The sequence below is a fragment of the Segatella copri genome (assembly GCF_019249765.2).
Classification (GTDB): domain Bacteria; phylum Bacteroidota; class Bacteroidia; order Bacteroidales; family Bacteroidaceae; genus Prevotella; species Prevotella copri_K.
Window position 1 is genome coordinate 57533 of the sequence record NZ_CP152485.1, and the last position, 26108, is coordinate 83640.

Annotated in this window: 19 protein-coding genes; 15 read left to right on the plus strand and 4 right to left on the minus strand. The window is 36.7% G+C overall.

Annotated features, from left to right (window positions below; all coding sequences use genetic code 11):
• Positions 1-114 precede the first annotated feature (114 nt).
• The 5 genes from KUA46_RS16520 to KUA46_RS16540 all read left to right on the plus strand — a co-directional run bounded on the left by KUA46_RS16520 (position 115) and on the right by KUA46_RS16540 (position 3302).
• Positions 115-273, plus strand: coding sequence for a hypothetical protein (locus KUA46_RS16520; protein WP_218487706.1), 159 nt, complete (start codon positions 115-117; stop codon positions 271-273).
• The gene (tnpB, locus tag KUA46_RS16525; RefSeq protein WP_420493284.1) at positions 215-451 is read left to right on the plus strand and encodes an IS66 family insertion sequence element accessory protein TnpB; all 237 of its coding nucleotides are present in this window, start codon (positions 215-217) and stop codon (positions 449-451) included. The genes KUA46_RS16520 and tnpB overlap by 59 nt, the downstream gene beginning before the upstream one ends.
• 37 nt (positions 452-488) lie before the next feature.
• The gene (locus KUA46_RS16530) at positions 489-770 is read left to right on the plus strand and encodes a hypothetical protein (RefSeq protein WP_218487680.1); all 282 of its coding nucleotides are present in this window, start codon (positions 489-491) and stop codon (positions 768-770) included.
• Positions 771-1033: 263 nt separating this feature from the next.
• On the plus strand, positions 1034-2509 hold the full coding sequence (tnpC, locus tag KUA46_RS16535) for an IS66 family transposase (protein WP_434725783.1): 1476 nt from the start codon (positions 1034-1036) through the stop codon (positions 2507-2509).
• Positions 2510-2570: 61 nt separating this feature from the next.
• The gene (locus KUA46_RS16540) at positions 2571-3302 is read left to right on the plus strand and encodes a hypothetical protein (protein ID WP_218487991.1); all 732 of its coding nucleotides are present in this window, start codon (positions 2571-2573) and stop codon (positions 3300-3302) included.
• Positions 3303-3331: 29 nt separating this feature from the next.
• Here the strand turns inward: KUA46_RS16540 and KUA46_RS16545 are convergent, their stop codons facing one another.
• Positions 3332-4474, minus strand: a complete 1143-nt coding sequence (locus tag KUA46_RS16545) for an ISAs1 family transposase (RefSeq protein ID WP_211421283.1) — start codon at positions 4472-4474, stop codon at positions 3332-3334.
• Between the two features lie 177 nt (positions 4475-4651).
• Between KUA46_RS16545 and KUA46_RS16550 the strand changes: the two genes are divergently transcribed.
• A complete protein-coding gene (locus KUA46_RS16550; RefSeq protein WP_218487989.1) occupies positions 4652-5572 on the plus strand; it encodes a hypothetical protein in 921 nt (306 codons plus the stop codon).
• Here the strand turns inward: KUA46_RS16550 and KUA46_RS16555 are convergent.
• Positions 5502-7079: an IS1634 family transposase gene (locus tag KUA46_RS16555; protein WP_218487981.1), complete on the minus strand. Its 1578-nt coding sequence runs from the start codon at positions 7077-7079 to the stop codon at positions 5502-5504. The genes KUA46_RS16550 and KUA46_RS16555 overlap by 71 nt on opposite strands.
• Before the next feature lie 195 nt (positions 7080-7274).
• Here KUA46_RS16555 and KUA46_RS16560 point away from each other — a divergent pair, with 195 nt between their 5' ends.
• From KUA46_RS16560 to KUA46_RS16595, 8 genes are all read left to right on the plus strand, one after another.
• Positions 7275-8699 carry an RNA-directed DNA polymerase gene (locus KUA46_RS16560; RefSeq protein ID WP_218487430.1) on the plus strand — a complete coding sequence of 475 codons (1425 nt, stop codon included), beginning with the start codon at positions 7275-7277 and terminating at the stop codon, positions 8697-8699.
• On the plus strand, positions 8696-10105 hold the full coding sequence (locus KUA46_RS16565; protein WP_218487429.1) for a DNA polymerase: 1410 nt from the start codon (positions 8696-8698) through the stop codon (positions 10103-10105). Before KUA46_RS16560 ends, KUA46_RS16565 begins: the two co-directional genes overlap by 4 nt.
• Positions 10106-10329: 224 nt before the next feature.
• Positions 10330-11136, plus strand: coding sequence for a DUF4297 domain-containing protein (locus tag KUA46_RS16570; RefSeq protein ID WP_218487428.1), 807 nt, complete (start codon positions 10330-10332; stop codon positions 11134-11136).
• A 12-nt stretch (positions 11137-11148) separates the two neighbouring features.
• Entirely contained in the window at positions 11149-11844 is a 696-nt protein-coding gene (locus tag KUA46_RS16575) for a uracil phosphoribosyltransferase (RefSeq protein ID WP_218487427.1), read from the plus strand.
• Between the two features lie 160 nt (positions 11845-12004).
• Complete coding sequence (locus tag KUA46_RS16580; RefSeq protein WP_218487426.1) at positions 12005-13333, plus strand: hypothetical protein; 1329 nt, start codon at positions 12005-12007, stop codon at positions 13331-13333.
• Positions 13334-13545: 212 nt separating this feature from the next.
• Positions 13546-13797, plus strand: a complete 252-nt coding sequence (locus tag KUA46_RS16585; RefSeq protein WP_218487425.1) for a hypothetical protein — start codon at positions 13546-13548, stop codon at positions 13795-13797.
• Between the two features lie 454 nt (positions 13798-14251).
• Positions 14252-17845, plus strand: a complete 3594-nt coding sequence (locus KUA46_RS16590) for an HD domain-containing protein (protein WP_218487424.1) — start codon at positions 14252-14254, stop codon at positions 17843-17845.
• A 206-nt stretch (positions 17846-18051) separates the two neighbouring features.
• Entirely contained in the window at positions 18052-21897 is a 3846-nt protein-coding gene (locus tag KUA46_RS16595; RefSeq protein ID WP_218487423.1) for a P-loop NTPase fold protein, read from the plus strand.
• An 804-nt stretch (positions 21898-22701) separates the two neighbouring features.
• Here KUA46_RS16595 and KUA46_RS16600 read toward each other — a convergent pair.
• Positions 22702-23025 (minus strand): type II toxin-antitoxin system RelB/DinJ family antitoxin, encoded by a 324-nt coding sequence (locus KUA46_RS16600; protein ID WP_117729522.1) that lies wholly within the window; start codon positions 23023-23025, stop codon positions 22702-22704.
• A 614-nt stretch (positions 23026-23639) separates the two neighbouring features.
• On the opposite strand from KUA46_RS16600, the gene KUA46_RS16605 reads away from it, so the two are divergent.
• Entirely contained in the window at positions 23640-23915 is a 276-nt protein-coding gene (locus KUA46_RS16605; protein ID WP_217326944.1) for a Panacea domain-containing protein, read from the plus strand.
• Positions 23916-23970: 55 nt separating this feature from the next.
• Here the strand turns inward: KUA46_RS16605 and KUA46_RS16610 are convergent, their stop codons facing one another.
• On the minus strand, positions 23971-25542 hold the full coding sequence (locus KUA46_RS16610) for an ATP-binding protein (RefSeq protein WP_218487422.1): 1572 nt from the start codon (positions 25540-25542) through the stop codon (positions 23971-23973).
• Positions 25543-26108 lie beyond the last annotated feature (566 nt).

The window sequence follows — 26108 nt, forward strand, 5'->3', positions numbered from 1 at the left end:
TTATGCGGGATGGGACCGCCTGGGGAATACAGGTTATAGTGTAAACCACCAATACAGCGTAAGGTGGGTTGAATGAAATATATTATCTTTGCAACCGTTTTAAATTCACATAAAATGGAAAGCAAAGAATATTTTGAAAAGGTCATGCAGGACCACAACCAGAACCGAAAGGGACGTAGCCTGCGTAAGTATTGCAAAGATGAAGCAGTGGATTATGACTGGCTCATCCAGTACAAGAAGAACTATCGTCTTTTATTCCAAGGACTATCGTAAGGTAAAAATCTTGCATTATGATATAAATGGTTGGGTTCTTTGCTCGAAGTGGTTTACTGACGGTAAGTTTCTCAAGCCGTTAAATTTTAGAAAATCAAAACTTTATTCAAAAATACTGATATGTGTTACTGATTGTAATATAGTAGGGATGCAGTATTGGCGATATATAAGATTCTGAAGAATAATTATTTCGTCCTCTTGACAAAGGACACTATATGAATACTTTTATGACTATTACTTTTTTGCAAGCTTATAATGGCGATGGCATTCACATAGAACACGATGGGCACCATGTTATAATCGATGGTGGACCAAAGTGTGAGGAGTTGGAGTCGTTGGTTGGGGAAATTGTAGCTAATCACGAAATCATCGATTTGCTAATAATTACTCATTACGATGAAGACCATATATTGGGAATTTATAAAATCTTATCAAAACTGTCCTCAACAGTAACTACTCAGCACCCCTATAGAAAACTTCTCGTTAATAAAGCATAAACTTGATTTTGCTTATTTTCTTCATCATTACAAACTTTTTAATGATTGAGTCGATGAGGACGTAGGCTGTTTAAAACAGTTCATTTAACGAGTTCTTTTCCGATGATGCCTCCAACATGTCTCCTTTGTCTATTATCGCCTTTCAACAGATTATCTGCCAGGAGATGCGTTTTTGCATTCCCCGTAAGTCAAAAGTCTGCGTTAATGGATGTAAATCGTGATTTTGCCATGTGGAGAAAAATGCTTATCTTTGCACCAAAAAAATGGCAAGCGACTGTACTGACATAGATGTTGTTTTGCGCCAGATAAACCAGCGTCTGCGCAAACTTGAGAAGTCCGACTCCGAGAAGACTGAGGAGATCGGACGCCTCAACCGTGTCATTAACCAGAAGGACGTGGAGATACATAATCTAAAGACAGAACTTGCTTCCACAAAGGCAGAACTTGCCGTTGCTAAAGAGCGCATCAAGGAACTCGAGGGAGCTGATGACGATACATCAAGTACACCAGGAAAGCCCGAGAAAAACAGCAGTAACAGCAGTATCCCTCCATCCCAAGAAAGTATCGCTTCCCGTGAGCTGCGCAGGACAAAGTCTCTTCGCAAGCCAAGCGGAAAGCCGAGCGGTGGACAGCCTGGCCACAAGGGTCACACACTGCAGACTATAGCAGAACCAGACGTAATTGTAAAGCACGAACCAGTCTATTGTAAATGCTGTGGTCGGCTCTTGATTGATATACCATGCCAGAAGATCCGTAAGACACAAATTGTTGATATCAAGGTGGTCGTAGAGACCTGCGAGGAACAGTATTACGAGAAGGTCTGTGAATGCGGTTGCGTAAACAACTGCGAAGCTCCCAACTGTCGTATCAAGTATGGTGACAACCTCCGTGCACTGGTGACATACCTTAATGTAGTGCAGTGTATTCCGTTCAAAAGGATTGCAGAACTTATATCCGACCTGTCCGGCCAGAATATAAGTGAGGGTACAGTGCAGAACATACTCAAAGAGAATAGCGGCAAGGCAGACTGTGCATATGAGGAAATACGCAAGAGGCTGGAAACAGCGTCTGTCGTAGGAGCCGATGAAACTGGTGCTACGGTAGGAAAGCATCTGCATTGGAACTGGATATTCCAGAACGACCTGCTTACATACGTGTTCCAGTCAGAATCGCGAGGTCAGAAGGCCATAGATTCCAGGTTTCCAAAGGGACTTCCCTATTCGACACTTGTGACTGACAGACATCAGAGCTACTTCAAGATGAATGTTAAGGACCATCAGGTCTGCCTGGCTCATCTTCTTAGGAATGCAGAGTATCTGAACGAACTGGATCCAAACCAGAACTGGTCACGGAGATTCATCCATCTGATAGAACACTCTATAAATCTCAGAAGAGAGGACAACATTACCTCTAGAAAGATAAAGGTACTGAAGACAAAGATGAAGAACCTCTTGGGTGAAAGCCTCACGCATTTAGATAACGAGTTTGAGAAATTCAAGAGGGGTATCCTTAAAGTCAAAGACTACCTATTTACCTTTCTCTCCAATCCAAGTGTGCCTTACGAGAACAATGCCAGTGAGCGGGGAGTTAGGAAAATCAAGATAAAGCAGAAAGTCAGCGGTTGCTTCCGAACAGACAGCGGTGCCGATGATTTTGCCAAGTTGCACTCCATTGCTGAAACTGCTATGAAGAACGGAAATTCTAAATTCAATGCAATTCTTGCTGTAGTACAACAGTAAGACGATTACTCATGCCCATAGGGGTGCTGAGTAGTTACCCTCAACAGTATCGCTAAAAAATATGATTGGCGAAGTGTGGTTTAATGCAACTAAAATAGGGGCTAAAGGAAATCCATATATGTTATCAGCCAATCAGGCATTGAAAATGGGAAAATTGCTTATACGAAATGATGTAAATTGGATTTCCGAAGTGCAAACAGGTAAGCAATTCAATATTGGAAATGATGGATGGTTGGAAGTGATTTATGGAGGTGAAATATTTGAAATAAACGCTGAAAATACCAACTTAAGTAGTGTTTATTGTGATTGGAAAAGTACATTTCAAGTTCTGGAACCTTTTGTTGATGACAAAGTAAAGGATGTATCTCCTGTAAATGCTCAATCAATGATATTGGTTCTACATATCGGCAAAGACAAACAGGTGCTTTTAACGGGTGATGCTACTCCTGATAAATTGTTTGCTGCTCTCGGAGAATATCTGGAAAAGGGAAACTCTAATTGTTTTGAGCTAATCAAGCTTCCTCATCACGGCAGCTACAGAAATTTAACAAAGGATATTCTAGAGCAGGTTGTTTGTTTTGACTATGTGATTTGCTCTAATGGGGATAGATATTATTTGCCTGATAAAAAGGCTTTAATGAAGATTTTCAAGTGGGGGCGAAAAAAGGCGACCGAAAAAATTCGAATTCATCTTAATTACTATGCAGACTTGTTTCCAAAACTGAATATTTCGGAACAAGATATGCAAAATAATCATTTCTTCTGTGATGGTAAACGAATCTTTGAACTATAATTATAACTCTTGTAGTCAGGGCGGACGCATCAAAATGCGTTCGCCTCCAAAAGTTTTGACAGGTAATTTTCGTCCCAGCCAGCTTTCATTCTTTTTAAGTTGAGACTTCCCTTGATCGTTTTATCCTTTTTAAGGATGGACAAAGCAATCTTAGTAATAGTAGAGAAGTTCCTTGCTGCATTTTTCACCTTTCTACTTTCGTCTTCTCTAAAGGTAAAGTCTAATTGCCAGTGCAAATTATTCTCTATTCCCCAGTGCTTTCTTATTGCATTGGCGATTCCCTCAGGCCTTTCATTTCCTAGGGAAGTTACGTAGTACCTGTTTTCCTCGGAAGTTTCACCTGTTGAAACGATAGTTCTTCGTGACAGAATGCCAACAATAGATTTTAGCCCTTCAAATTTGTTCTTGAACATTTTTTGAGTAGTGCTGCCATAACTCACCACTATACATTTCCTTTCTTCTAATCTGCCATGCCCTCTGTCAAAGGAAGTATGCTTTGAAACTATACCCTGATAGTCACGATCAGTGTATTCGGCTATGATATCCTTTGCAAAATCATAGCTTGTCTTTTGATTTTTCTTCAATGCAATAATATAATCTCCGTTTCCCTCTCTTATTTTCTTGGTTATAGAGGTTTGGCATCCCATGGCATCAATCGTTACAATGGTGTCTTTTAAGTCTATTGCGCTAAGCAACTTTGGTACAACGGTGATTTCGTTAGTCTTGTCGCCCACCTTCTCTTGAGCCAGAGAGATATTGTTATCAGAAGACCATGCCGACACAATCCACATGCGAAAATCATCTTTGCCCAATGTGTGCTCTGAATCGCATTTGCTGGAGCCACGCATTAACTTGCCGTCAATGGCTACTATGCCTTTGACCTCACCAACAATTTCCTTGACCCAATCGCGAAAAATTTGTTCAAAGCCCTTTGGGTCAAATATAGAGAAGAAACGATTGAAGGTGTCATGGCTTGGAATGTGCTCCAAACCTACCAAACGAGATTTGAAGAACTCCTTCTTAGTTCTTCCAAACTCAGCAATATCATCCCATGTTTGACATCCAGCCAGTACTGCTGCTATGGTAATATAGATAATATGTTCCATTTTATGAACAGTTCGTCCTGTGACTCTTGGGTCTGGAATTTGTTTAGATAACTTAATTATGCTCATTTTGTAACTTTTAAGTGTTTAATTATTCTTTACAAAGATACAAAATATTTTTGGTACAAGCAAATATAAATAGTTAATATTCAATAAGATACAACATTAATATCTATATGTTAAAAGGTAAAAAGTTTGATGCGTTTACCCTGCTCTTGTAGTATATCTCTGTTAGTAGCTGGATCTATGCAAAGCGGATCTGGTTTTATCTATGTAACTCCACCTACCTGTGATTACAATTACATCATAACGGCGAAACATATATTCCAGGAGGGTAATTCAACTGTTGCAATTAATAGGCTAAGTGATATTACCGTAAAGAGGTATTTACTTGAGTCTAAGTTAGAAGAGCTTATAGTGAAGCAAGCTTCTTTGGCAAACAGATTGTATTGCTCGGATAAAATGGATTTAGCCATCTTGAAGATTGACAAGGAATGGATGCCTAAAGCTAAAAGAATATATGTCCGGAATATTATGGATGTAGAAAATGAATCTTTGTGTGAATCGGTATCCTTTCCAACAATATTGAGGGATGAGCGAACTAAGCTGACTTTTGAAGTAAAAGACAATGAGCAGTTTTGCTTGAGATTAAAGGATGCTGTTAAAGACATAGCCCATTTTAGTGCGATTTCTGGATCTGGAATATTCTTGAAATCTGCTCCATATCTGATTGGAGTGATTGCTTCATATAGGCTACAAAACTTTGAGCTGAATGAGATTTGCGTGTCTAAAATAGACTGGGGAATCGTTAACTTAGATCTGAAAGCACGTAAATGGTTTCAGCTGGAAATGAATGAGTCGAAATATTCAAAGATTTCAGATAATAGAGAAATCATCAATATAGGCGATGTTCTGGTTAATGGGGTTTCATTTGATTTCTACAGAGGTATAGATAATCTTGGATATGATTTGAGAGATGATTGGTTTTTCGATCCTTTGCATTATGCTGATATGTGTAATAAGGCATTTGTTCTTGAATATTTCTCAATTCAAGAAAATCCTGACTTTGACTATGCGTCACCCATCTTGGATTTTTCTATTTTTCGGGGGCAGAATCGTCACTTTTGCCCCCGTCTAGTATCTTTTGAACATCAAACAAGGGCTTGATAGAGTGTTGGGCAGGAGTCAGCAGCAATGTTTCTTGCCTGACCTTCCCATTATTCGGCATGTTGATTCTGATAGTAGCTATGGTCTTAGCAATTTTCAAAACTGAATCTACACTTTTGTTTATCTTGGCAATTTTTAAGATACGCTCCAGTTCTTTATACACCTTGTATGCAATGAAGCATATGCAGATATGTGCCTCTATTCTTTTCTCTGTGAAATGAAAGATGGGGCGTGCCTCCAAGTTCCCTTTGGTTACACGAAAGGCTCGTTCCACGACCCATAGACCGTGGTATTGTTCGACAACTTCCTTTGGTGTGATGGAAGTATTGGTTATATAACCTTTCAAGCCATCCCACTGTGAATCTTCCTTGATTTTGTCTTCGCTGATAACTACATCTATGTCTTTGCTGATTTCCAAGAATTTATTATAGCCACGCTTATTTACGGAGGCTTTTGTGATTTTTCCATTTGCATATGCCTTCTTGAGCCTTGCCACTCCCTTATCACGATTATGTGCATCCTTCTTTGCTCGTTCTTCGGAATAGCCGAGGATCAATCTTGCATTGTCACCATATCTGTATTCGTGAAATTTTCCAGGCATCTTGTCTTGCTGCAAGATCCATTCTTTTATCTGCTCAGACTCTGTATGAATACGAGCACCTATTATATATTTGTATCCTGCATCCTCCAGTAACTTTACATTGCGCTTACTCATGAGCCCTGCATCAGCCACCACTACAAAATCGTCCAGAAAGAAGCGTTGTATGAAATCATCTATGATAGGTAGCATGGTGTATCCCTCGTATTGGCTTCCATTGAAAATACAATACGACAGAGGATAGCCATCACGGCTGACCAAGAGGCCTAGCACTATCTGCGACTCTGATGTCTTGCCATCCTTTGAAAAACCAGACTCTCGCAGCACATCTGTTCTACTGGTCTCAAAATACAGTGTGGTCACATCATAGAACATCAGACCTACATGTCCACCGAGTATGCGCTTGGTGTGCTCTACACTGATGCGTTGTACCTCTTCTTTTTGGGTATAGTACAACTTGTCCATGTAGCGATAAAGCTTATACAACTCGACATCTTCATCAAAGTATGACTTCAGGTAATCTACTGTTGCGTGTTTGCTCATGGGTTGAGAGATGCGAGCGATAACCAAATGGCGAAGTATGGAATCTTGAATTTGGTTGAAACCTATGCTGTCATATACTTGGTTTAGGATAATTTGGTGTCCATTTAGAAGCAGGGAGTCTATGTTAGACAGTACTCGTTCTGTCTCTTCCTCTTCGTTTTGCTTGATGTCTGGTTCTGTGAAGTTAATCTCTTGCTGTCCACCATAAGTTCTTATCCATTTGTTCGCTTCTAGGCACAGAGCATCCGCTTCGGCATCTGTCTTCGCAACACCGAAACTCTTGATTTCACGGAACTTGCCATTGCTCTTGTCCACCACAAGCACTCCGATATGCCCACTGCGGTGCTTCTTCTTACGTACAAACATGGTGCAAAGATACAAAAAATAGTCGTTGCGTCACCCATTTACAGAGATTATTTTTGCTAAATGCCTGAAAATTAGGATATGTTATTTTATAGGTACACATTTTGTCAAAGTCAGGAAGAAAATCGAATAAACTATAAGGCTGAAAAAATGCCAATAGCTTATTTGCCTAAAAAAACACTTATCTTAAGAAAGGCTATGATAGGTAGATTCATAGACCGCCTTGTTTACACTTCTTTACTGCAAATCCTAGGTCCTGCTATAGATAGAAACTTGAGCCCTTATGTCTTTTCGGCTAGATATAATAAGGAGAATGTTCCAGGCTTGATAGTAAATGGGGTCCAGCAGTGGATAAAAATGAATTATCTTATCAAGGATTGGATTGAGGAAGGAAAAGGCTGCCTGGTTAAAGTTGATTTACTCAATTATTATGATACAATCAACAAGGAAATTCTCATCAGGTTATTATATGAGATAGCTAGTTCAAATGAAGAAAAAAAAGCAGTAGTTTTTTTAAATGGGTTCTTACAGCAGATTGATGAGCCTGAAAACAAGGTGGGGATTCCGCAAAACTGTGACGCTTCTTCGTTGTTGGCAACTTTCTATGTAAGCCATGTTGATGAATTTATGCTATCAAGAGCTCTGAATTATTGTAGGTTTATGGATGATATCTACTTCGTTGCAGCTGATGTTTACGAAGCTAGGCATCTGCTACAACTTATGGAGAAAGAATTGCGTTCTATCGGCTTGGCCCTAAATGCTCAAAAAGTGGAATTCATAAGCTTAGATGACCAGGAAAAAACTTTTCGTTTCAGGGAGAACATTTATTCTTATGATCACACCAAGCAAATGATTTATGTGCTAATGCGCAGTCATCAAAAGGCAAGACGTATGAACGCAATGGCTAAACTAATGGAGGAGGTGAATCAGGCATTGTTTAATAGAAATGCGCAAGACATTGATAGAGCAGAAAGATCGCTGAAATTCTGTTTGCATATACTTAGTACTTGTCCAATTAAACTATATACAGGTTGGGAGGGATTTCTTAATGCTCTGCTTGAACTTGTAGATATGCAAGAGAATGATCCTTCTTTAACGCCATTGTTGTGTCAAATACTGGCTTCATTAAGTAAGGCTAGAGATATCAGTAACATAAAGGAAAAGATAGCTGCTTCTCTGATGAAAGGACATTTTACTTATGAATGGCAAACATACAATCTGTGGATGTTATTGGCGTATCTCAAATATCAGACTCCAGAATTACTAAAGTATGCAGCCCAGCAGATTGATTCTAATGATGAAACTAGAAGAATAGAAGTTGCTGCTATTATGATTTATATGGCAACAATCAAGCCTAAATACAATAGAATCTTATTGCATAAATTGAGAAATGGGCAAATTCATGGTTATGTTCAGCAACGATGTGCGTTGATTGCATGTCGGGCTATTGAGAGTGAGGCGATAGATGATGCGGTAAAAGCTGTACTTCCTAGCGATTTACAGGTATGCCATTCTTTCTTGAATAAGCATAAAGAAAGTGGCTTAATCTATTTTCATCGTATTAGTTCTACTTATCTAAAAAGTAGTAGTAGTTTGTTTCCTGAATTTTATTCTGGCTTATGAAAATTTATATCGTAGTAGTATATGAACAGGTTGCTTATGCCATTAGTGCTGAAGAAAGTGATTCTATAGAGACTATAAAGAAAAACCGATTGTATCCGAACTGTCTGTTTGTGACTCCTCATGTATCTGAATTGTTAAGCTGTCTTGATGACGGCTGTATGGCTAAGATCTTAGATTTTGAATGTCTGGATAAGGAAATTAGACAATCCTTAAACTATGTGGATATACATAAATGGGAATGGAACGAAGCGGAAATGATCAAGTATTATCTAGATAAAGATTTGGAAGGAGAAGAGAATCAAATTGATGCGGTATTACTTCTTTTAAAGGAGTGCTTCTGTGAAATGAAAAATAAGGGAAATGGTGAATGGGAGAGAATAGAGAAGATAGAAATTCCTGTCAATTCATTATTATTTAGAGCTCAGCGCAGAGGATTCTATGTAAACCATGAGGCAATTTTGGATGAATGTGAAAATTGTTTTTCTGAGATGTATCATCTGAAAAATAAAATTCAAATAGAGTATAATCAGGTTGTACCAGACGTTACTCAATATATGCTTGATCATCATATTTCTCAGTGGACAATTGATCATTATAAACTTAAAATATTGGCAAAAAAACATCCAGAATTAAGTACTTATATTCAGTTGAATAAAACAGAGAAGGCCTTCGAGTCTTTGATATATATGTCATCTTTTTCTGAAAACAGAAGATGTCAACCTCAATATAAAGGTTTTGGTTCTGCCACAGGAAGGATAATGATGAGGGAACCGGCTTTGCAGAATTTAAAAAGAGAATACAGAAAATTTCTGAAGGATCCAGATAAGGAATACATCTATATAGATTATAGTCAATTTGAAGCTGGAATTTTGGCTGGAATTACAAAAAATAAAAATCTTATAGATTTATACAATAAGGGTACAATCTATGAAGAATTGATGAATTTGACAAAAGTAGATAAGGATATGGCCAAAACTTACTTTTATTGTTTTGTTTATGGAGGTATAGTTGTTGATGGTGCAAAGGATTTTTTTGAAAAGTATTGTCCGCAATCAGAAATAGATAAAATTATAAAAGAGTATTCTCAAAAAGGTTATGTTAGTTCTCCATTAGGAAATGCTAGAATGTTGGATGCTACTAGTGAAAACAAATGGGTTGTAAACCATCTTATTCAAAGTACTTCCTCCTTGATTTTCAAACAGGCTTTGCTAAATGTAGAGAATTCCATTTATTCAAACAGGTATCAACTTGTTATGCCTATGCATGATGCTGCATTGTATATTGTTGATAATTTGGATAAGGCGTGTAAAGATGATATAGAAAAACAGTTTAAAATGGCTTTTAAACACTATTTACCGAATATAACTCCCATTGTGAAGTTTAAAAATTACTTTGAAGGAGAGTAGGGTTTGGAAACAATAATGATTTATATTGAGGGCTATTTCGTATCGGGAGTTTTCGCAGTGATAATGTTGAAAGCATCTTATCCTGATGCTCTTTTATCTTGATTCCTATCAAATGATATGAAATAGGGGACACTTTACGTTAAAAAGATATTATTTTTGATAAAAAACTTGCTTGATGTTGAAAAAAATAAGTATATTTGCGCTGTTAAATAAAATGCATCGTTATGGATGAAGATGAAAAATTATACTTAACCAATAAGCATCGTGGCGGTGAAAGTGGTAGACGAGGTAATCTCTATGAAGCCTATTATGCTGTTTTCGCAATATTCCGTGAAATAGCTAATGGGAATGATTCGACTATCGTCTCAGGGCAAGTTGAAGATGCTTATGTGGATGATTTGCTTATTTCTGATGGTACAACGAATGTTTATCATCAATTAAAGAATAAGAAAAATCCATCTTGGGGGAGTATGAAACATGGTGAATTGAAATATGATTTCTCCATGCAGAAGAAGCTATGTGAAGAGCGGGCTGAAAGGTTCTCTTTAAAACTCGTGGTTAGTGGCAGAAAAGATAGTTTAATAGAGCGTATGCCTGATGGCTTGAAAGGGGTTACCTCTGTAGAATCCTATCCGATGTTGCACTGCTTGAATGAATACATTTATTGGCAAGATTTTGCAGATGTTGCTTATAAGGCTGTAGGTTGTAAACCTGGCGAGAATAACAAGATTGAAGTAGTTTCAATGATTCTCATTTCGCTATGGCAAGCTGATGCGTATAGCAACTTGGATGTAAAGGGGTATTGGACTCTGATGGAAGATAAGTGGTATGGTGGAATGCCAATAGATGAAACTTTAAAAAATCAATTGGTTACACTGCTGAGTGGCATGGGCTTCTCTTTAAAGGTTGATAAAAATGTGATAGAATGGAGTTTTCGGCATTTTGAGGGTACTCTTAAGTTAAACGACAAAAAGATGAGTAGCTTATTGGAAATTCAAGATGTAGAAACTATGATCCAAAACTTGATTTAAAATGGAAAGGTTATGGCAAGAATATTTGAAAATTTAAATCATGAGAATAAACTGAAGGTTAAACAAGCTTTAACTCAGCTCATAATGCCGAATGTTGATTCTGCACAATATCGTATGGCCTTTTCTGAATTAGGTTCAGAACTTGGGGTGTTGATTGCTAAAAGATATCCTGAGTTAGGAAATGTACTGCTTGTCTGTGCGTCTGAAGATGCTGATTGGTTGGCGAAAGGTTTGATTGATAGTTTGCATCATGATATTGGACTGGCTGTCTTGTGGTCTAATAGGATTACTATCAGCCAAGATCCAAAGATAGAGGTTTCTGAAATCAATAAATCTTATGTAGACATGGAGGGTGATACTTGTGATACGATGATAGTCGTAAAATCGATTATCAGTACTTCCTGTGTTGTAAAATCACAGTTGAACTATCTTGTGAAACGTGTAAACCCTCAGAATATTATAATCGCAGCTCCTGTCATGTATGTAAATGCCAAGGATAGTTTAATGAAGGAGTTTCCTGCTTCTGTTTCATCAAAATTTAAATTCCTTACATTTGCAATTGATGATGTCAGGGATGATAATGGTGTCGTATTACCGGGAGTTGGTGGTATGGTGTATCCTAAACTTGGTCTTGGCAATCAGGTTGAGAAGAATTCATATATGCCGCAGATTGTAAGGGATAGAGCTTTTGCTTCCTTGAGAGCCTGATATCTTTTGGTACTGATTCACCGCTACAATTATATGATAATAGCGGTATATTGGTACCAAAAGTTATGATGTTACTTCTCTCATATCGAGCTTAGCAATCCTTCACCCTATAAATAATATTAAATGTAAAAAATAAGCGTTTAGCTGCGTGTGTTTTTTTATGATGTTAAATCGAAATAATCATTCTTATACAGTAGATGAACATTTTCTTCCAGGAAAGGTTGTAGTAATGTATATAAGATATAGATTTCTTCATAACTGGGTATTTATTTTTCTTACATTATTATGGCTGTCATTCTCTATATTACTTTTGAGCCTTATTTGGAATGAAGAATTTAAAATGTTGTTTGGTGCAGGTTTTATATTAATTATCTTATACTGCTTTTTGATGGCTGCATGGAGTAAGATAGTTGATTATAGAAATCTAGGTCTTGAAAAGAAAATAGTATATCCTATCGTTGATAGGTTACTAGCCAAATCAACAAAACTATCTTCAAGAAAATGTAGAGTAAAAAGAAGAAAACTTATAAGTATAGAAGATGGTTCTATAGATTCCCCCAGTGAATCTGTTGTCGTTTTCTTTGGAGATGGTAGCATTTGTGAATATCCTTTTTCCTTTATGGCAGAAAAATGTAAGGGGGCAGTAATCGTGAGATCTTTAAGTCTTACTCATTATGTCTGTAAGAATGAAAGGAGAATATCCGAAGCAAAAAGTTTGTTACCGGAACTGTCCTTCAATAGTTGGCTTAAGCTTGTGTCATTCTTAATTTTATTTTTAGGTGGCATATCGTTTTGTATATTTACCTTTCTGCCACCAGAAGTATTTTCCATCATTATCTTTTTGGGGGTAGTTTTAATAATGTTGTTTATATATTTATGTCCGCAACTGGAGTCACATAATGTCCAAAAAGTGACTTGGAAGATGGCCCTGTTTAAAGTAATGAAAACTCCGATTAGTGTAATTTATCTTTTTTCTACATTAAACTTGCCGTTTATGGCATTGCTTATCGTGAGTGTTGTATCTGTTATCTCGGCTGTGCTTCCTGTATTTATTGTTATTTTTCTCACAAATAAAGTCGCTCCGGGACTGATTTGTAAGCCTACAGAGTATTTTGTTATTTTAGTACTGAGTTCATTTATCCTAGTATATTGTCCATCTTATATAAAGCGGGTAATCTGTAAAACTCCATTCGTTACTCATACCGAAGGGAAAAGGCTTAAAAAAAGAATAGCAGAATTAATTATATATATTTACGATGCAGGTTCTGTAGAATTTCTTTTGAATGTGGCCTATGCTGTATTTGTTTGTATCATATGCATAAAGAAATTTCAATTTTCAGAATTTTTGTTTAGCAAAGATATTGATGAAGCAATTCTGAACGCCTTTGTTGTGTTTCTGTCTTTTGAAGGGATTAGAAGTTCATATAAGAGGATTCATTTATCTGCAATATCATTATTTCAGAAAATATGGAGGCTATTAGATACATAGTAAGTATTTTGTGATAGCCGTAATAAGAATCGTAGAGATAGAAAACTTCGTAACTCTTCTGCGTATTCCAGTCGATACTCGTTCACTAATTCCGATGATATCCGTTTACTCCATTAGTAATCTTCGTAAGCGTCCAGTAAATTACCATTAGCCCGTATGGCGGTACCTATATAATATATTACCTTTGCATCCGTAATCAAAACAGCTTGATAATGGAAACAAGGGAATATTTCGAAAAAGTAATGCAGGATTACAACCAAAATCGTAAAGGTCGTAGCTTGCGCAAGTATTGTAAAGATAAGGCAGTGGATTATGACTGGCTCATTGAGTTTAAGAAATCATATCGTTCAAATAAGCTTCACCCAAATGAAAACAAGAAGCTAGGCGAAGGTGAGTTTATCGCTTTGACAGTTGAGGAGAATTTTGTTTCTGAGCAACAAATCTCCTGCAGGTTGGCAAGTTGAGAGACTGATATTGAAGTCTCCGACTGGTGATGAGATGGCTCGCTTCTTGGAGGCAGCTTGCTGTCATAAAATAAGCCGTGAGACATTGATACTGTTGCTATCAACATCCGTACAAACGGAAATCATATTATGAATACTGATATTTTGGTACGGAAAACATAGCTTTTATGTTCTCACTTTTTGAGAGCTGCAAGTTGAATGACATTAATTTTGGTGATTATATAGAAGATATACTCACCCGACTGATGGAGGGGGGGGGAGCAAGACTTCATGTCCCTAATCCCATGTAATTATAACTCGAACAAAAATGTGAATGTCAAGGCTGCCTAATTGGCTGCTCTGACAATACCAATTAATAATATGCTTTTTTTGAAAAATGTTGGATGTGCTAACTGCTGAAAATCAGTAGTTACGTTCTAACGGTGATTTACTAATGTGTTAATAGTTTTATCTTATGACTCTTATAGAACGTGTTTTAGACGAACGGAACATTTATGCTGCTATATATGCATTGCCAAGTTATGTTAATGAAATAGGTCTTTTAAAGCAGGAAGATATAAGTAACTATAGTGCTTTGTGTCTTGATCGTTATCTTGCTAACAAGGAGTTTGTTTCCTCTTGCCAGCAAACATTGAAGAATGCCTTAGAAGACGGAGATTATGTTTTCTCGATTTCTGTACATTTCCAATTGAAGAAGGTTAATGATGATGGCTCGCCAGAATATAGACCCATTCATTTTGCTGATATACAGACATTGGTTTGTCTGCAAGCTTTGAGCAATATTGTATTCTACGATGATGAATTAGAAAAAAGTATAAGGCAAATCAATCCTATCTGTATGCTTATCCCAGATAATTTCTGGGGAAATAGGCTTACTAATCAAGTTGAGTTTGTTTATAAAAACTGGGTTGGTCAATACAAAGGGTATGTGCAGGCAACAATAGATAAGCACCGCAATTATGCTAATACGAAACAGTTTACTCATGAGGCCTATCTTGACATAAAGGATTTTTTTCCAAATATTAATGTTAATAGTGTTTATGAGGAAATATTGGGCCGTTTCTCATTCTCTTTAAATGAGAATTGCGAAGATGCTAAATATGGCAATCCCGGTAAGGTTTGTAAGTCCGATAAGGATTGTTTGGCAAGAATATTGCAACTCTTATTGTGTTTTAAGCTCAATGAATGCCTGAATGAGAAAGAGCGGTATATTTATTATGGTACAAATGTTGGTGAAAGTAATGTATACTATGCAAAAGGTTTGCCACAAGGATTACCTCATTGTGCATTTTTTGCCAATTGGGTAATGAAGGATATAGCTAAGATTGTCGATAGACATTTGATAGGAGATAAAGATTATTATGTAGATGATATTACTGTATTTTGTAATGAAGATCAGAAAAAAATAAGAGATTCAGTAAAGAAGATAAATCAGGAATTGGCTGCTTTTACAAAAGAGTGCCTTGCTCCTGTGGATAAGGTATGTTCATTTCTCAAAGAGAATAAGATACCGTTTATTCTCCAATTACATGATGTTGATGATAAATGTTGTTCTTTTCCTATAGATAAAGTAGACGAGTCCATTGGAAATCTCATGATATTGAACCGAAAGACTTCAGGGCTCATGCAGCATATCAAGGTAAATCTTGGTGAGAATACAGATAAGTCATCTCTTTCCTTAATAGAGTGTTTATTGAATGCTATTGATAAGGAGAGGAAAAATATCGCAGGTAATTTAGAACAAGGATTATATAAGAAGCGTCTTGATAGTTTCTATAAGTTTTATGCCAATAGAAAAGTACAACTGGTAGATCGTCTCGAGACTTATAATAGTTCCTGTAAACTTATAGATATAGAGGATAATTTAGTTGAATTAGTAAATAATGGCTGGCTTAGGCAATATTATCGAGATTCTATAAAATTAAAAAGTAATGAAAGGAAACAAATTTTATCTGCAGTTGAGAATTTGGATCTTCGATATGCTAATGAGGTAGGAATTAATCATGGGAATTTATACTATACAACAGATTGTAAAGGTTATAAATACTATAAGGATACTACAAAACAAATATGTTATTATTTTTGTCTGGACAAAGAAGTAAGTGCATTCATAAAAGAAATGGATTTGGTAAAATGTACTTCATTGTGTGATTGGAAACAATTGTTTGACGTATATGAACGATATTTTCCAATAAAAGATTGTCGAAGATTTGTATTCAACGTTAGTCAAGAATACCAGCGTGTTCTGTTTCTTGCTATATTTTGCAAGTTAAACCACGTGTCGCTATCTCAAGTTGATTCTTATCAAACCACTAATTTTCAGCAATTGTCTTGGAATGAGGTTAGAATTCTTCATTATCTGAGGCAGACAGGATTTTCTTATAGCAAATTTAAAGCCTTTGTTATAGCCCTATTAGAGAATGACATTTGGGGAAATGGTGAATTTGAAATGGATTGTTCTGTTGCAAAAGTGTTGCCCCTAATACGTAGATATGTAAAAGGTCACACAAAAAATGATCAGTTGATTCAAGCACACCTTCTTGTGAGTGGGCTTTGGAAAAACGGCAGTAAGTTCTTACATTTCTTTACTCTCCATAATGTTGAACATTCTATAGCATTAATAGAAAAGTGCATTGAGATTAGTCGTACTTTTGCAATGTATGATTTGACGAGCTATGATTATTTTCTATTGTTTATGGCTTGCTATTTTCATGATATAACTTTAGTTGATTATCCGGATGTCAATAATTTCAATCGTGATAAGTTGGATGCGCCGATAGAAGATAGTATAGAGGCACAGTTTGTAAAAGCTTATAAAGAGGTAGATAGCTATTTTGAGCAAAAAATAAGAAGTAGTCATGCAAAAGATAGTTCAAATGCGATTAATTATCGTCAAATGTTTGCATTCTTGAATGAAACTACAAGAAATTTAATTTCCAATATAGCTTTTGCCCATGGTGATGACGCTGTGAATGTGTATGAAGCACCAGAAAAACTTATGGATGAATTACAAAAGTTGCAAGATAAGACAAAAAGCAAGGAGTATTTGGACAATACTTGCATATTAGACGGTGTGGTTTCTAAAGTTCATATAAAGTTCTTAAAGTCCATCATTAGGTTGGCAGATAGTTTGGATATGAGCCAAGATAGAGTAAGCCCTGTTTATTTAAAAGAAGTCTTAAGGAATATCCCTGATATTTCACGTTTTCATTGGATAAGTCATCTGGCGGTGAAGAAAGTCATGTTAGAAAGTACTTATTCTCTTGATAAGGATATAACAAATGTTAGTTATTTATCTCCTAAGGGAATGAATGAGGATGTTACTCTTCGCATATTTTTGAATACAAACAACAGATTGTTAGCACCTAGTCCTCTAAAAAAGACTTGTCAAGGTATGAATGTAAATAATACAGAGGAGGGATTTGAAGTTGCAATAGAAGAGGGCCAATGTAAGACAACGTGCTGTCCTTTTGTTTGTCAATGGATGCATTATAAGAATCCTTATTTGAACCAGGAACTTGTGAATATTAGAAAAATGTCGAATCAGATAGATTATTCTAATTTCAATACTTCAGTTAAGATCATATATGAGCTGACACAAAATAAATGTAATGTGGATAAATACTTGCATTATATAGATGACTGGCTCAGTGAGCTGAATTCTAAAAATGAGAAATCCGATGTTAATTTGAACATCTTGGTTGAAGAATTTGAAAACAAGCTTAATAGATTAGAAAAAATATCAGCATTGTTGAGTGATATGGCTATAAAGAGCAAAGATAATATGTTGTTTGTTTTGGTACATAAAAAACTGATACATACATTATACGTTGAATTTTCACAATTATGTCAGGGGTTGTCTGAACTTGGCAATGATATAATAGCAAAGTTTGGTGCGCAGATTTCTGATGTAGAAATGGTGTACTATTTGGGTGAGTTTGCTAAAGAACATTCATCTGAAAAAAATACGCTTGTTGATGTCTTTAAGCAATTACTTGACTTATTTAAGTTTTTATTAGATAAGCTACCTAAAAAAGATAGTTTTTAAATAACTGCTGGTATATGTCAATAGAGTAGTATCGGTACAATGTTCACTATTATATCTGATATTGAGCGTGAAAAATTATTGAAACAATGGTTGGGTATCTCTATAGGCATAGATGATATATCAAAAGAGCTCTTATAAAAGAGCTGCCAAGATATACTGAAACAAGCACAGATGGAATATGGCAGATAAAAAAATAAGAGAATAATATGAAGAAGAATATTATTTTTGCACTATTTTCGGCATTCATGGTCATTGCTATTGCTGTCGGTTTTTACATGCAATGGAATCCTACAGTAATAGTTATATTGTTGGGAATGTCATTTATGGGTACCATTTGCTATTTGATAGGTATTTGTAGACATTTGATTATGTCAAGAGTTATTTTCTGCAAGGAAAAGATAGATAAAGCCTATCGAAAATACATTCGTAAAATAGCTGTCAATTGTAGTCGTAAAGTCAACCGATGGAAATTAGAAGATACGGGGGAAAACCACATATCCTTATTGTCTCCTATAGACGATTTCAAGAGACATAAAGAATATATTATCCGTCTAAAAAATGCGATAGACCAACCAAATGTATTCAATATAGCTTTGACTGGCTCTTATGGAGCTGGAAAGAGTTCTATACTTAAAACTTTCAAAGCATATTACCCGGAATATCATTATGTGAATGTGTCGCTTGCGTCTTTTGTTGAGGTTAATATGTCTGAAAGTGATAGTACACCAAAGAGTAATGAAGACAGCTTTGAGGAACAGTTGGAATATAGTATATTGCAACAACTTTTCTACCATGTAAAAGCTACAAATATACCAGAATCAAGATTCGGACGAATTGAAAGGACATCACGCAAGAAGAGAATTTTTGTGGTTGTGTGCATATTGTTGTTTGTTGTAGCAAACTTGTGCCTGTTTTGTCAGGAACAGGTGACAAAGTACTTCTTGATTCCAACAGAAGTCTTAAAATCTTCATTCTTATTTGGGTTAAGTATATGTGTATTCATTCTTGGTATATGTGTTATTCTGTTTCAACTTATTCTTTTTATAAAGAAGATTAGTATCAAAAACCTAACGTTAGATAAGGCTACCTTAGAATTTGAAGAGAAGAAGAATGTTTCCATTATGAATCGCTATTTGGACGAGATTCTTTATCTCTTCCAGGAAAAGAAGTATAATGTTGTAATATTTGAAGATATTGACCGCTTTGAAAATACTCATATATTTACAAAATTGAGGGAATTAAACCTGATTCTTAACCAGTCTGAAGAAATAGGAAGGAGAATTGTCTTTCTATATGCATTGAAAGATGACATTTTCGCCAATGCAGAAGAACGAACAAAGTTCTTTGACTATATCGTTCCTGTTATTCCTTTTGTGAATGCTTCTAATTCTGGTGACTTGTTCAGGAGAAAAATAGCAAATTTACATATTCCAGAGGCTGAGGTGCGCTCTTCATTTATTACGGATATATCCGCATTTGTAAACGATATGAGGGTATTGACGAATGTCGTGAATGAGTTTGACCTATATCGTAACTTACTTGACAAAAAATTGAATAAGGAAAAATTATTGGCTATGATTCTGTATAAGAATCTCTATCCTACAGATTTTTCTTTGTTGCATCAAAACAAGGGCGTGGTCTATGAGACTTTTATATCTACAGGATTATTAAAGAATGAAATCAAAAAAGATGATTGGAAACGATTAGAGGAGATAGACTTGGAGATACAAGCTATATCAGAAGAGTCTCTTCGGTCTATAGAAGAATTACGCGCAGTTATTGTTGGAAAGTTATTGAAATTATGGCCAGGCCTTGATTGGGAAATATACTGTGATGGTTGCAAAACAGATATAAGCAGTCTATTTTCAGAAGATAATATACATCATATTCTTGAAGGGCATATATTCTTTAGAAATACCTACTACAGTTATGATGTAAAGCATCTTACAGCAGATGAAATCAAATCTACTTTAGGGGAAAGTTATAAATATAGCGTAAGGAAAAAAATCATTCAATCAGTTGCAAATAACAAAATAGAAAATCTTAGAGATGAGCGCAGGGCTTTTATGGATGAAATAGCAGCCATAGATAAATATACACTCACAGATATTGCAAAATCAGATAGGGATATCTTCGAGCATGTGAACATACCAAAAGGTGAAGAAGAAAAACATAAGGTCCTCAAATATCTCTTGGAAAAGGGATATATAGACGAAGAGTATTTCTTCTATATTTCAATATTCCAAGAAGGAAGACTAACACCTTCTGATCAGGAATTCCTTCTTTCTATCAAATTCAATACACCAAAGGAATTTGATTATAAGTTGCAAGAAATTCCTTCTCTTATCCAGAACCTATCTGTTGTAGATTATGACCATAAGGGAATATTAAACAAAGACCTGTTGAAATTCTGCTTACTGCATGAAGATGAATATGAGGATGAATGTGATGCTATTCTTAAACAAATGGTTGTTCATGAACAATATATAGATTTGCTGTATCAATTCATGCAAGAAGGCAATTGTGTACCGACCTTCATCAAGCGATTAGTCCATATTGATAAAAATGTTTGGAAATCATTAAATATGGATATGAATCATACTAATAAGGATAAAGACAGGGTTATATCCACGATGTTTAAGTATGCAGACATAAACGACATAAGATCTGTAAATACCTCATATCCATTCAATACTTATGTAAACGATAACTACAATTATCCTGATCTGTTTGAAGATATAGATCAAAAAAAGGTTCGGGAGCTTCTTGATTTGCTGGATTTAAATGTTCAATCGTTGATAGATGACAGCAATGCTGCTGACACATATTCTTATATATATGAGAATAATATGTATGCTCTAACATTGGATAATATCAAGGTGATATTCAAGCATAATGATTTGCCTGTAGTTAATTTGGATTCTGCAATTTATACTTCTATAGAAGAGACAGAACTGAATGAACTTCAGGATTATGTTCTTCTGGAATTACCAGCATTTGTGGAAAATCTTATGCTTACTTCAAGCAACACCCATGAATCTTCTGATACAATAGTGTCTTTAATGGATGAAGATATTAATTTGGACGATATTATTAAACTTATCAAGCATAATAATACTTTGTGGGATGATTGTAAGGATATTACTGATAAAGATGTTGTAAGTACCTTGTTCGCTGAAAATAAAATAAAAATGACGTTTGAAAATGTGAAACATTACTGCTCTTGCATAGGTTCATGGAATATCGACGGTACACTGGTAGCATTCATGAATTGCAATGAGGAAAAATCCATGGAAGAATTCACCAAGCTTGTGGAAAGTAATGATGAACATGAAAAAGAGTTGTTGTCAAGTGTTGTAGAATCTGATGGTATTAATGACAAAATTGCTTTCTCAATATTCAATAATCGTATTCTTATTGATATATGGTGCAAGGATTTATCACAATTAAACGTAAAGAGAATAAGATATGTTGTAGATGAAGGCATTATTAGTATATCTCCAAGTACTTATCAAGACATAATAGCAGAACATCCACTGCTGAGCAAATACCTCCTTTGTAAAAATCCAGATAGTATTATTTCTGAGTGGGATGAATTTGCTTTTAGTATAACTGATGTAGTCGAGATGCTGAGTTGGATAGAATATAAGAAATACCATAACTTCATATTGAATAAGATTGAATTGGAAAGTATTACGCCAACTATTGCGAATGCTTTATTATCGTATTTCTGCAAATCGTACAGTGAGTTTAACTTGTCTTTGTATACAGAAGCTATGGAAAAGTCAAGTAATCCAGTTCTAAAGGTTTTAGCAAGTACATGTTGTATTGCGAAAAGATTAATAGCTATGAATGAACTGGCTGGCATCTTCGCTAAAACAAAAGGTATATTTGAAGGACTTGAAAAGCAAGGAGAGGTTTATTCTATTTCTAAGCAAGTGGAAGGAGCACAGAATTTTATGAATGTCCTACACCAATTCAGATATATTGGTCAGGTGAAAAAGAAAGGTGATTATCTGACAGGAAAAGTTTTAAAACGTAAACCAAAGTAAAATGGAAGTCAACACCTCCCAACACAAATTCTTTCTCTAGCATCTCGACTTCGAACCATTCACTTGGCACACCTTCTACGGAGAGCAATGCCCGCCATTCGTTACCGAAGAGAACAAGGAGGCATGGCGGCGTTATCTGACAATAGTCATCAAGAAGCATCTGAAGGCAGAGGTGATGAATACACCTGAATTCAAAGATATTGAAATCCAGATAAGGGAAGAAAAGCTGTTGCGGATCAAATGGGACGAGCAGCGGAAACGGTCTATTGAGAAGCAACGGTATCGCGCCAAGATGGAGCGACCGAGGAGAAACGCCAGGAGGTATGCCGTTATATCAAAGAGACAGCAGGACAATACCCCAATCATCGGGGGATGAAGAAGAAGTTGATGGACTTGATGCCAGAGACACCATTTGAAGGAGAGCCGATGGCTGTGACTCGTGAGCCAAACGACATGGAGAAATCACTCCTGTAAATTATCAACTACACCAATGATGAAACAGAAACAATGAGATAATCATAGCACTCTAACAGTACCGCTTGCATCAATCAAATGATACCACCTCGTTAGCGTGGTTACAGGTGTCGCCTACTACGAGAGCTGGAGACACCTGCTGTAATGACATCTTATAGTTCGTTGTCTAGGATTTCCATCATTTCTGCAGCTGTAATCACTTGCGGTTCTTTTGGGAAGTGTTTGAGATTACCTGTTACTAAGAAGGAGTCTTCCTCGCTCAGGCAGACTTCGTAGAAGACTCGGTCGTCCTCATCTGGCATGTTGCCAGCATAAGGAAAACGGGACGTATCAATGACTGCATATACCATTGCGTTCTTTTCTTAATCGTCTGACTTCTCTGATTTCTTCATTGATCTCATCAAGTGACATATCAATGTTATTCTCTCTTGCAGTGTCACACATATACTGGAACGCAGCTTTTGCTTTTGCAGTCACTTCATCTTCTTCTTCATTCTTTGCTTGAATGGAGAAGGGAATGCTCTTACTGCGAATTACTGCCTTAACAAAGATGTTGATAGCGGTATTCGCACTCATGCCGAATTGCTCGCAGAGTTTATCAAACTGTGCTTTCTGCTGGTTGTCCATACGGACTGTCATTGCTGTCTGTGCCATAAGCTTATAATGTTTAATTGATAATCATTCTGATTGCAAATATACATCATTATGACGTAAATTGGTGCGATAGTATTAATAATTTAATAAAGATTAATAGTTGAATGAATGATATAACTGCTTTTTTCGCTTTCCTGAGATATTGCCTTGGATATAAGGTTCCTTACCGTTAAAGAAGGCTCCACCTTTCATCTCGGTCTTCTTCTCTTAGGGAAGAAGAGGGAAACCGCCCTTAGTGCTATATTTGCCCCACCTGTCTTCAATAGTCTTTACGACCCTTTCGGTTCCCCTTGTAGGGGACAGAAACCCCTGGGGGAGGGTCCTTAACCCACTCCCAAGCCCTCGCCCTTTCCAAAAGGGCAAGGGATGTAACCGCCCTCCGGTGCTCGGAACCGCTACGCTCTAAGGTTGGCGGACCAAAGCGGTCTTCGCCATATTTTGCGGGATGGGACCGCCTGGGAATAGCAGTTTATAGTTTACAGTTAATAGTTTATAATTTACGGTTGATTTCGTGGTTATTTGCAGATAACTTGCAGATTTCTTTTGATTTTCTTTGGCGGTTTCAATAAAAAAGCGGAACTCTGCGGCAATAAACTATAAAATGAATAATGACTATGATGGGAATATTACAAGTTGCCTCTTATATATACAAGCGCTATATGGATGATTTTGGCGTTCGTATTGATGAAATGAAGTTGCATAAGCTACTTTATTTCACGCAGCGTGAGTGCTTGATTCAAAAGGGCGAGCCTATGTTTGATGCACAATTTGAGGCTTGGAAATATGGTCCTGTCATGGTTCAGATTCGCCAGCATTATAAAAATGATTCTCTCCCAGAATTGATGGATAAAGAGCAGCGTGGCTGTAGGATGAATATAAAAAGAATATAAAAGGAAAAAGCGTGCAAGCCACATCATAGTCGCCTGCACGCTTTTTTTTTGTCATCTAAATTTCTGATGATTTCCAATCGAACACGATGGTGTTGTCATCTTTGATATTGAAGCTCATACCTACCTTGATAATTTCCTTGCCGCTCATGGCAAAGGCATCGGCATAATGCTTGCTTTCTATCTGCTCAAGAGCCTCCTGGGCAGTCTTTCCAAACTTCAGCTCCATTACATAGATAGTATCGTCCGTCTCCATGGTTATATCAATTCTCCCCTTTGACGTATGTTGCTCCACTATAATCCTGAAATTCGTGAGCAAGGCAAAGATGATATACATCGTTTGCTGGTAATGACCTTCGTAATGGGTGTTGTTGCAATAAGGCACAGTCTCCCAAAACGATTTCAGCAACTGTAATGCTTCGTCTATCTTGCGCTGTTTAATAAGCACCGACATCTTGGCGATGGTGGTATTGCACATTGCAGTCTTTGAGGTCAGATAATGAGGCAACAAACTTCTGTACAATCCAACTCTTATTTCCTTGTTGGGAATGGCTAGGGTATAGAGCTCCGTTTCTTCATCATAATCCTTGATGGTGATGTAGCCACTCTGATAGAGCAGCGGCATGATGGTGGTCATGGTTTCCGTGGCAGCATCAAAGTCATCCTTTCCGGCTTCCATGCTCTCGCCCAGGTTCGCTGGCAGAAAGTTGAAATTGCGCATCATATTGATCAGATAAGTAGGAGTGCCTGATCCAAACCAGTAGGAATCAATCTTCTGCTTGGCAAAGCAGGTTAATAAGCTGAACGGATTATAAACGTCTGGAGAAGGCCATGTAAAATGATAGCCGTCATAATTATCCTTTAACTTAGCTAACGTCTGCTCATACGATAAGTTTAATTTTTCTGCAAGTGCCTCTATGTCATCCCGCATTCCGTTCACCAGTTCATCTTCCGTAATTCCGCAAATGCCGGCATACGGCTCGTCCATACTGATATTGGTGATGTTGTTCAATTCGCTGAAGATACTGAGCTGAGAGAATTTGGTGATGCCTGTGAGGAATACGAAGCGGAGCAATTTCTCGCATCCTTTTAGCGGACTGTAGAAATTGCGCATGGCGTTGCGAAGTTCTTCCAGTTTTTCATCCTCGTGCACCACATCAAGCAAAGGGGCATCATATTCGTCAATCAGTATTACCACTTGCTTGCCCGTTTCCCTATAGGCAGTCTGGATAAGTGAGATGAGGCGGACGTTGGCATCAACAGCCGGATTCGTAATGCCCCATTTCTGCTCTTGTTCTGCAAGTTGCTGGTCGAAATATCTTTCCAGCTGGGCTATCTCCATGTGTTTGCCCATGCTCATATCGAAATGCAGCACCGGATAGCTTATCCAATCCTTTTCCAGCTTTTCGATGGCGAGTCCTTTGAAAAGCTCCTTCTTTCCTTCAAAATAGCTCTTCATGGTAGTCAGCAACAGCGACTTTCCGAAACGGCGTGGACGGTTCAGGAAGAAATAAGTACCATCAGTATGTGCCATACGATATACATATTCCGTCTTGTCGATGTAGAACTTATCTTCCACTCTGATTCGTTCGAAAGTTTGTAATCCTATCGGATATAGTTTTCTTGCCATAATTGCTCGCCTTTCTTTTAAGTGATATTCTCTTTGTTGGCAAAGATATGAATAAATGGTGAAACCACCAAATTAAAAACATCTTTTCTTCATTTATGCCCCTTATCTCATTTCCTTATACCTTTTATTTCTTTTCTCCCTTCTCTTATTTCTTTTCTCTCCTCCTTTTATTTCTTTTCAGGCTTCCTCTTATCTCCTTTCTTCCTTCTTGCTGTATTAATAATGGGTTAATCTCGGGAAAAGTCTTGGTTGATTATAGGATAAAATGTTCTTTAGCCCTATTGAAATCTCCGTTCATAGACGTTGAACCGCGGTTCAGCGTCTATGAATGGCGGTTCATCGACGTTGAACGGACATTCAACGTCTATGAACGGAGATTTTATCTAAGTATAAATGTTTCTTTTCTTAGTTGAAAGAACTGTTTTAGTAGGTTAAAATAGGCTAGGATACCATATGAGTGCAAAGGTACAAAATCAAATCGAATACACAACTTCTAGAACATAAAATATTGGATATTAATAACTTATATAATAATCGTCCAGACTAAACGGGACACTAGTGCAGAT

What these genes read in the sequence shown, in the direction of transcription:
- KUA46_RS16520 (WP_218487706.1), top strand. Translation starts at nt 115, where the DNA reads ATGGAAAGCAAAGAATATTTTGAAAAGGTCATGCAGGACCACAACCAG.
- tnpB (WP_420493284.1), top strand. Translation starts at nt 215, where the DNA reads ATGACTGGCTCATCCAGTACAAGAAGAACTATCGTCTTTTATTCCAAG.
- KUA46_RS16530 (WP_218487680.1), top strand. Translation starts at nt 489, where the DNA reads ATGAATACTTTTATGACTATTACTTTTTTGCAAGCTTATAATGGCGAT.
- tnpC (WP_434725783.1), top strand. Translation starts at nt 1,034, where the DNA reads ATGGCAAGCGACTGTACTGACATAGATGTTGTTTTGCGCCAGATAAAC.
- KUA46_RS16540 (WP_218487991.1), top strand. Translation starts at nt 2,571, where the DNA reads ATGATTGGCGAAGTGTGGTTTAATGCAACTAAAATAGGGGCTAAAGGA.
- KUA46_RS16545 (WP_211421283.1), bottom strand. Translation starts at nt 4,474, where the DNA reads ATGAGCATAATTAAGTTATCTAAACAAATTCCAGACCCAAGAGTCACA.
- KUA46_RS16550 (WP_218487989.1), top strand. Translation starts at nt 4,652, where the DNA reads ATGCAAAGCGGATCTGGTTTTATCTATGTAACTCCACCTACCTGTGAT.
- KUA46_RS16555 (WP_218487981.1), bottom strand. Translation starts at nt 7,079, where the DNA reads ATGTTTGTACGTAAGAAGAAGCACCGCAGTGGGCATATCGGAGTGCTT.
- KUA46_RS16560 (WP_218487430.1), top strand. Translation starts at nt 7,275, where the DNA reads ATGATAGGTAGATTCATAGACCGCCTTGTTTACACTTCTTTACTGCAA.
- KUA46_RS16565 (WP_218487429.1), top strand. Translation starts at nt 8,696, where the DNA reads ATGAAAATTTATATCGTAGTAGTATATGAACAGGTTGCTTATGCCATT.
- KUA46_RS16570 (WP_218487428.1), top strand. Translation starts at nt 10,330, where the DNA reads ATGGATGAAGATGAAAAATTATACTTAACCAATAAGCATCGTGGCGGT.
- KUA46_RS16575 (WP_218487427.1), top strand. Translation starts at nt 11,149, where the DNA reads ATGGCAAGAATATTTGAAAATTTAAATCATGAGAATAAACTGAAGGTT.
- KUA46_RS16580 (WP_218487426.1), top strand. Translation starts at nt 12,005, where the DNA reads ATGATGTTAAATCGAAATAATCATTCTTATACAGTAGATGAACATTTT.
- KUA46_RS16585 (WP_218487425.1), top strand. Translation starts at nt 13,546, where the DNA reads ATGGAAACAAGGGAATATTTCGAAAAAGTAATGCAGGATTACAACCAA.
- KUA46_RS16590 (WP_218487424.1), top strand. Translation starts at nt 14,252, where the DNA reads ATGACTCTTATAGAACGTGTTTTAGACGAACGGAACATTTATGCTGCT.
- KUA46_RS16595 (WP_218487423.1), top strand. Translation starts at nt 18,052, where the DNA reads ATGAAGAAGAATATTATTTTTGCACTATTTTCGGCATTCATGGTCATT.
- KUA46_RS16600 (WP_117729522.1), bottom strand. Translation starts at nt 23,025, where the DNA reads ATGGCACAGACAGCAATGACAGTCCGTATGGACAACCAGCAGAAAGCA.
- KUA46_RS16605 (WP_217326944.1), top strand. Translation starts at nt 23,640, where the DNA reads ATGATGGGAATATTACAAGTTGCCTCTTATATATACAAGCGCTATATG.
- KUA46_RS16610 (WP_218487422.1), bottom strand. Translation starts at nt 25,542, where the DNA reads ATGGCAAGAAAACTATATCCGATAGGATTACAAACTTTCGAACGAATC.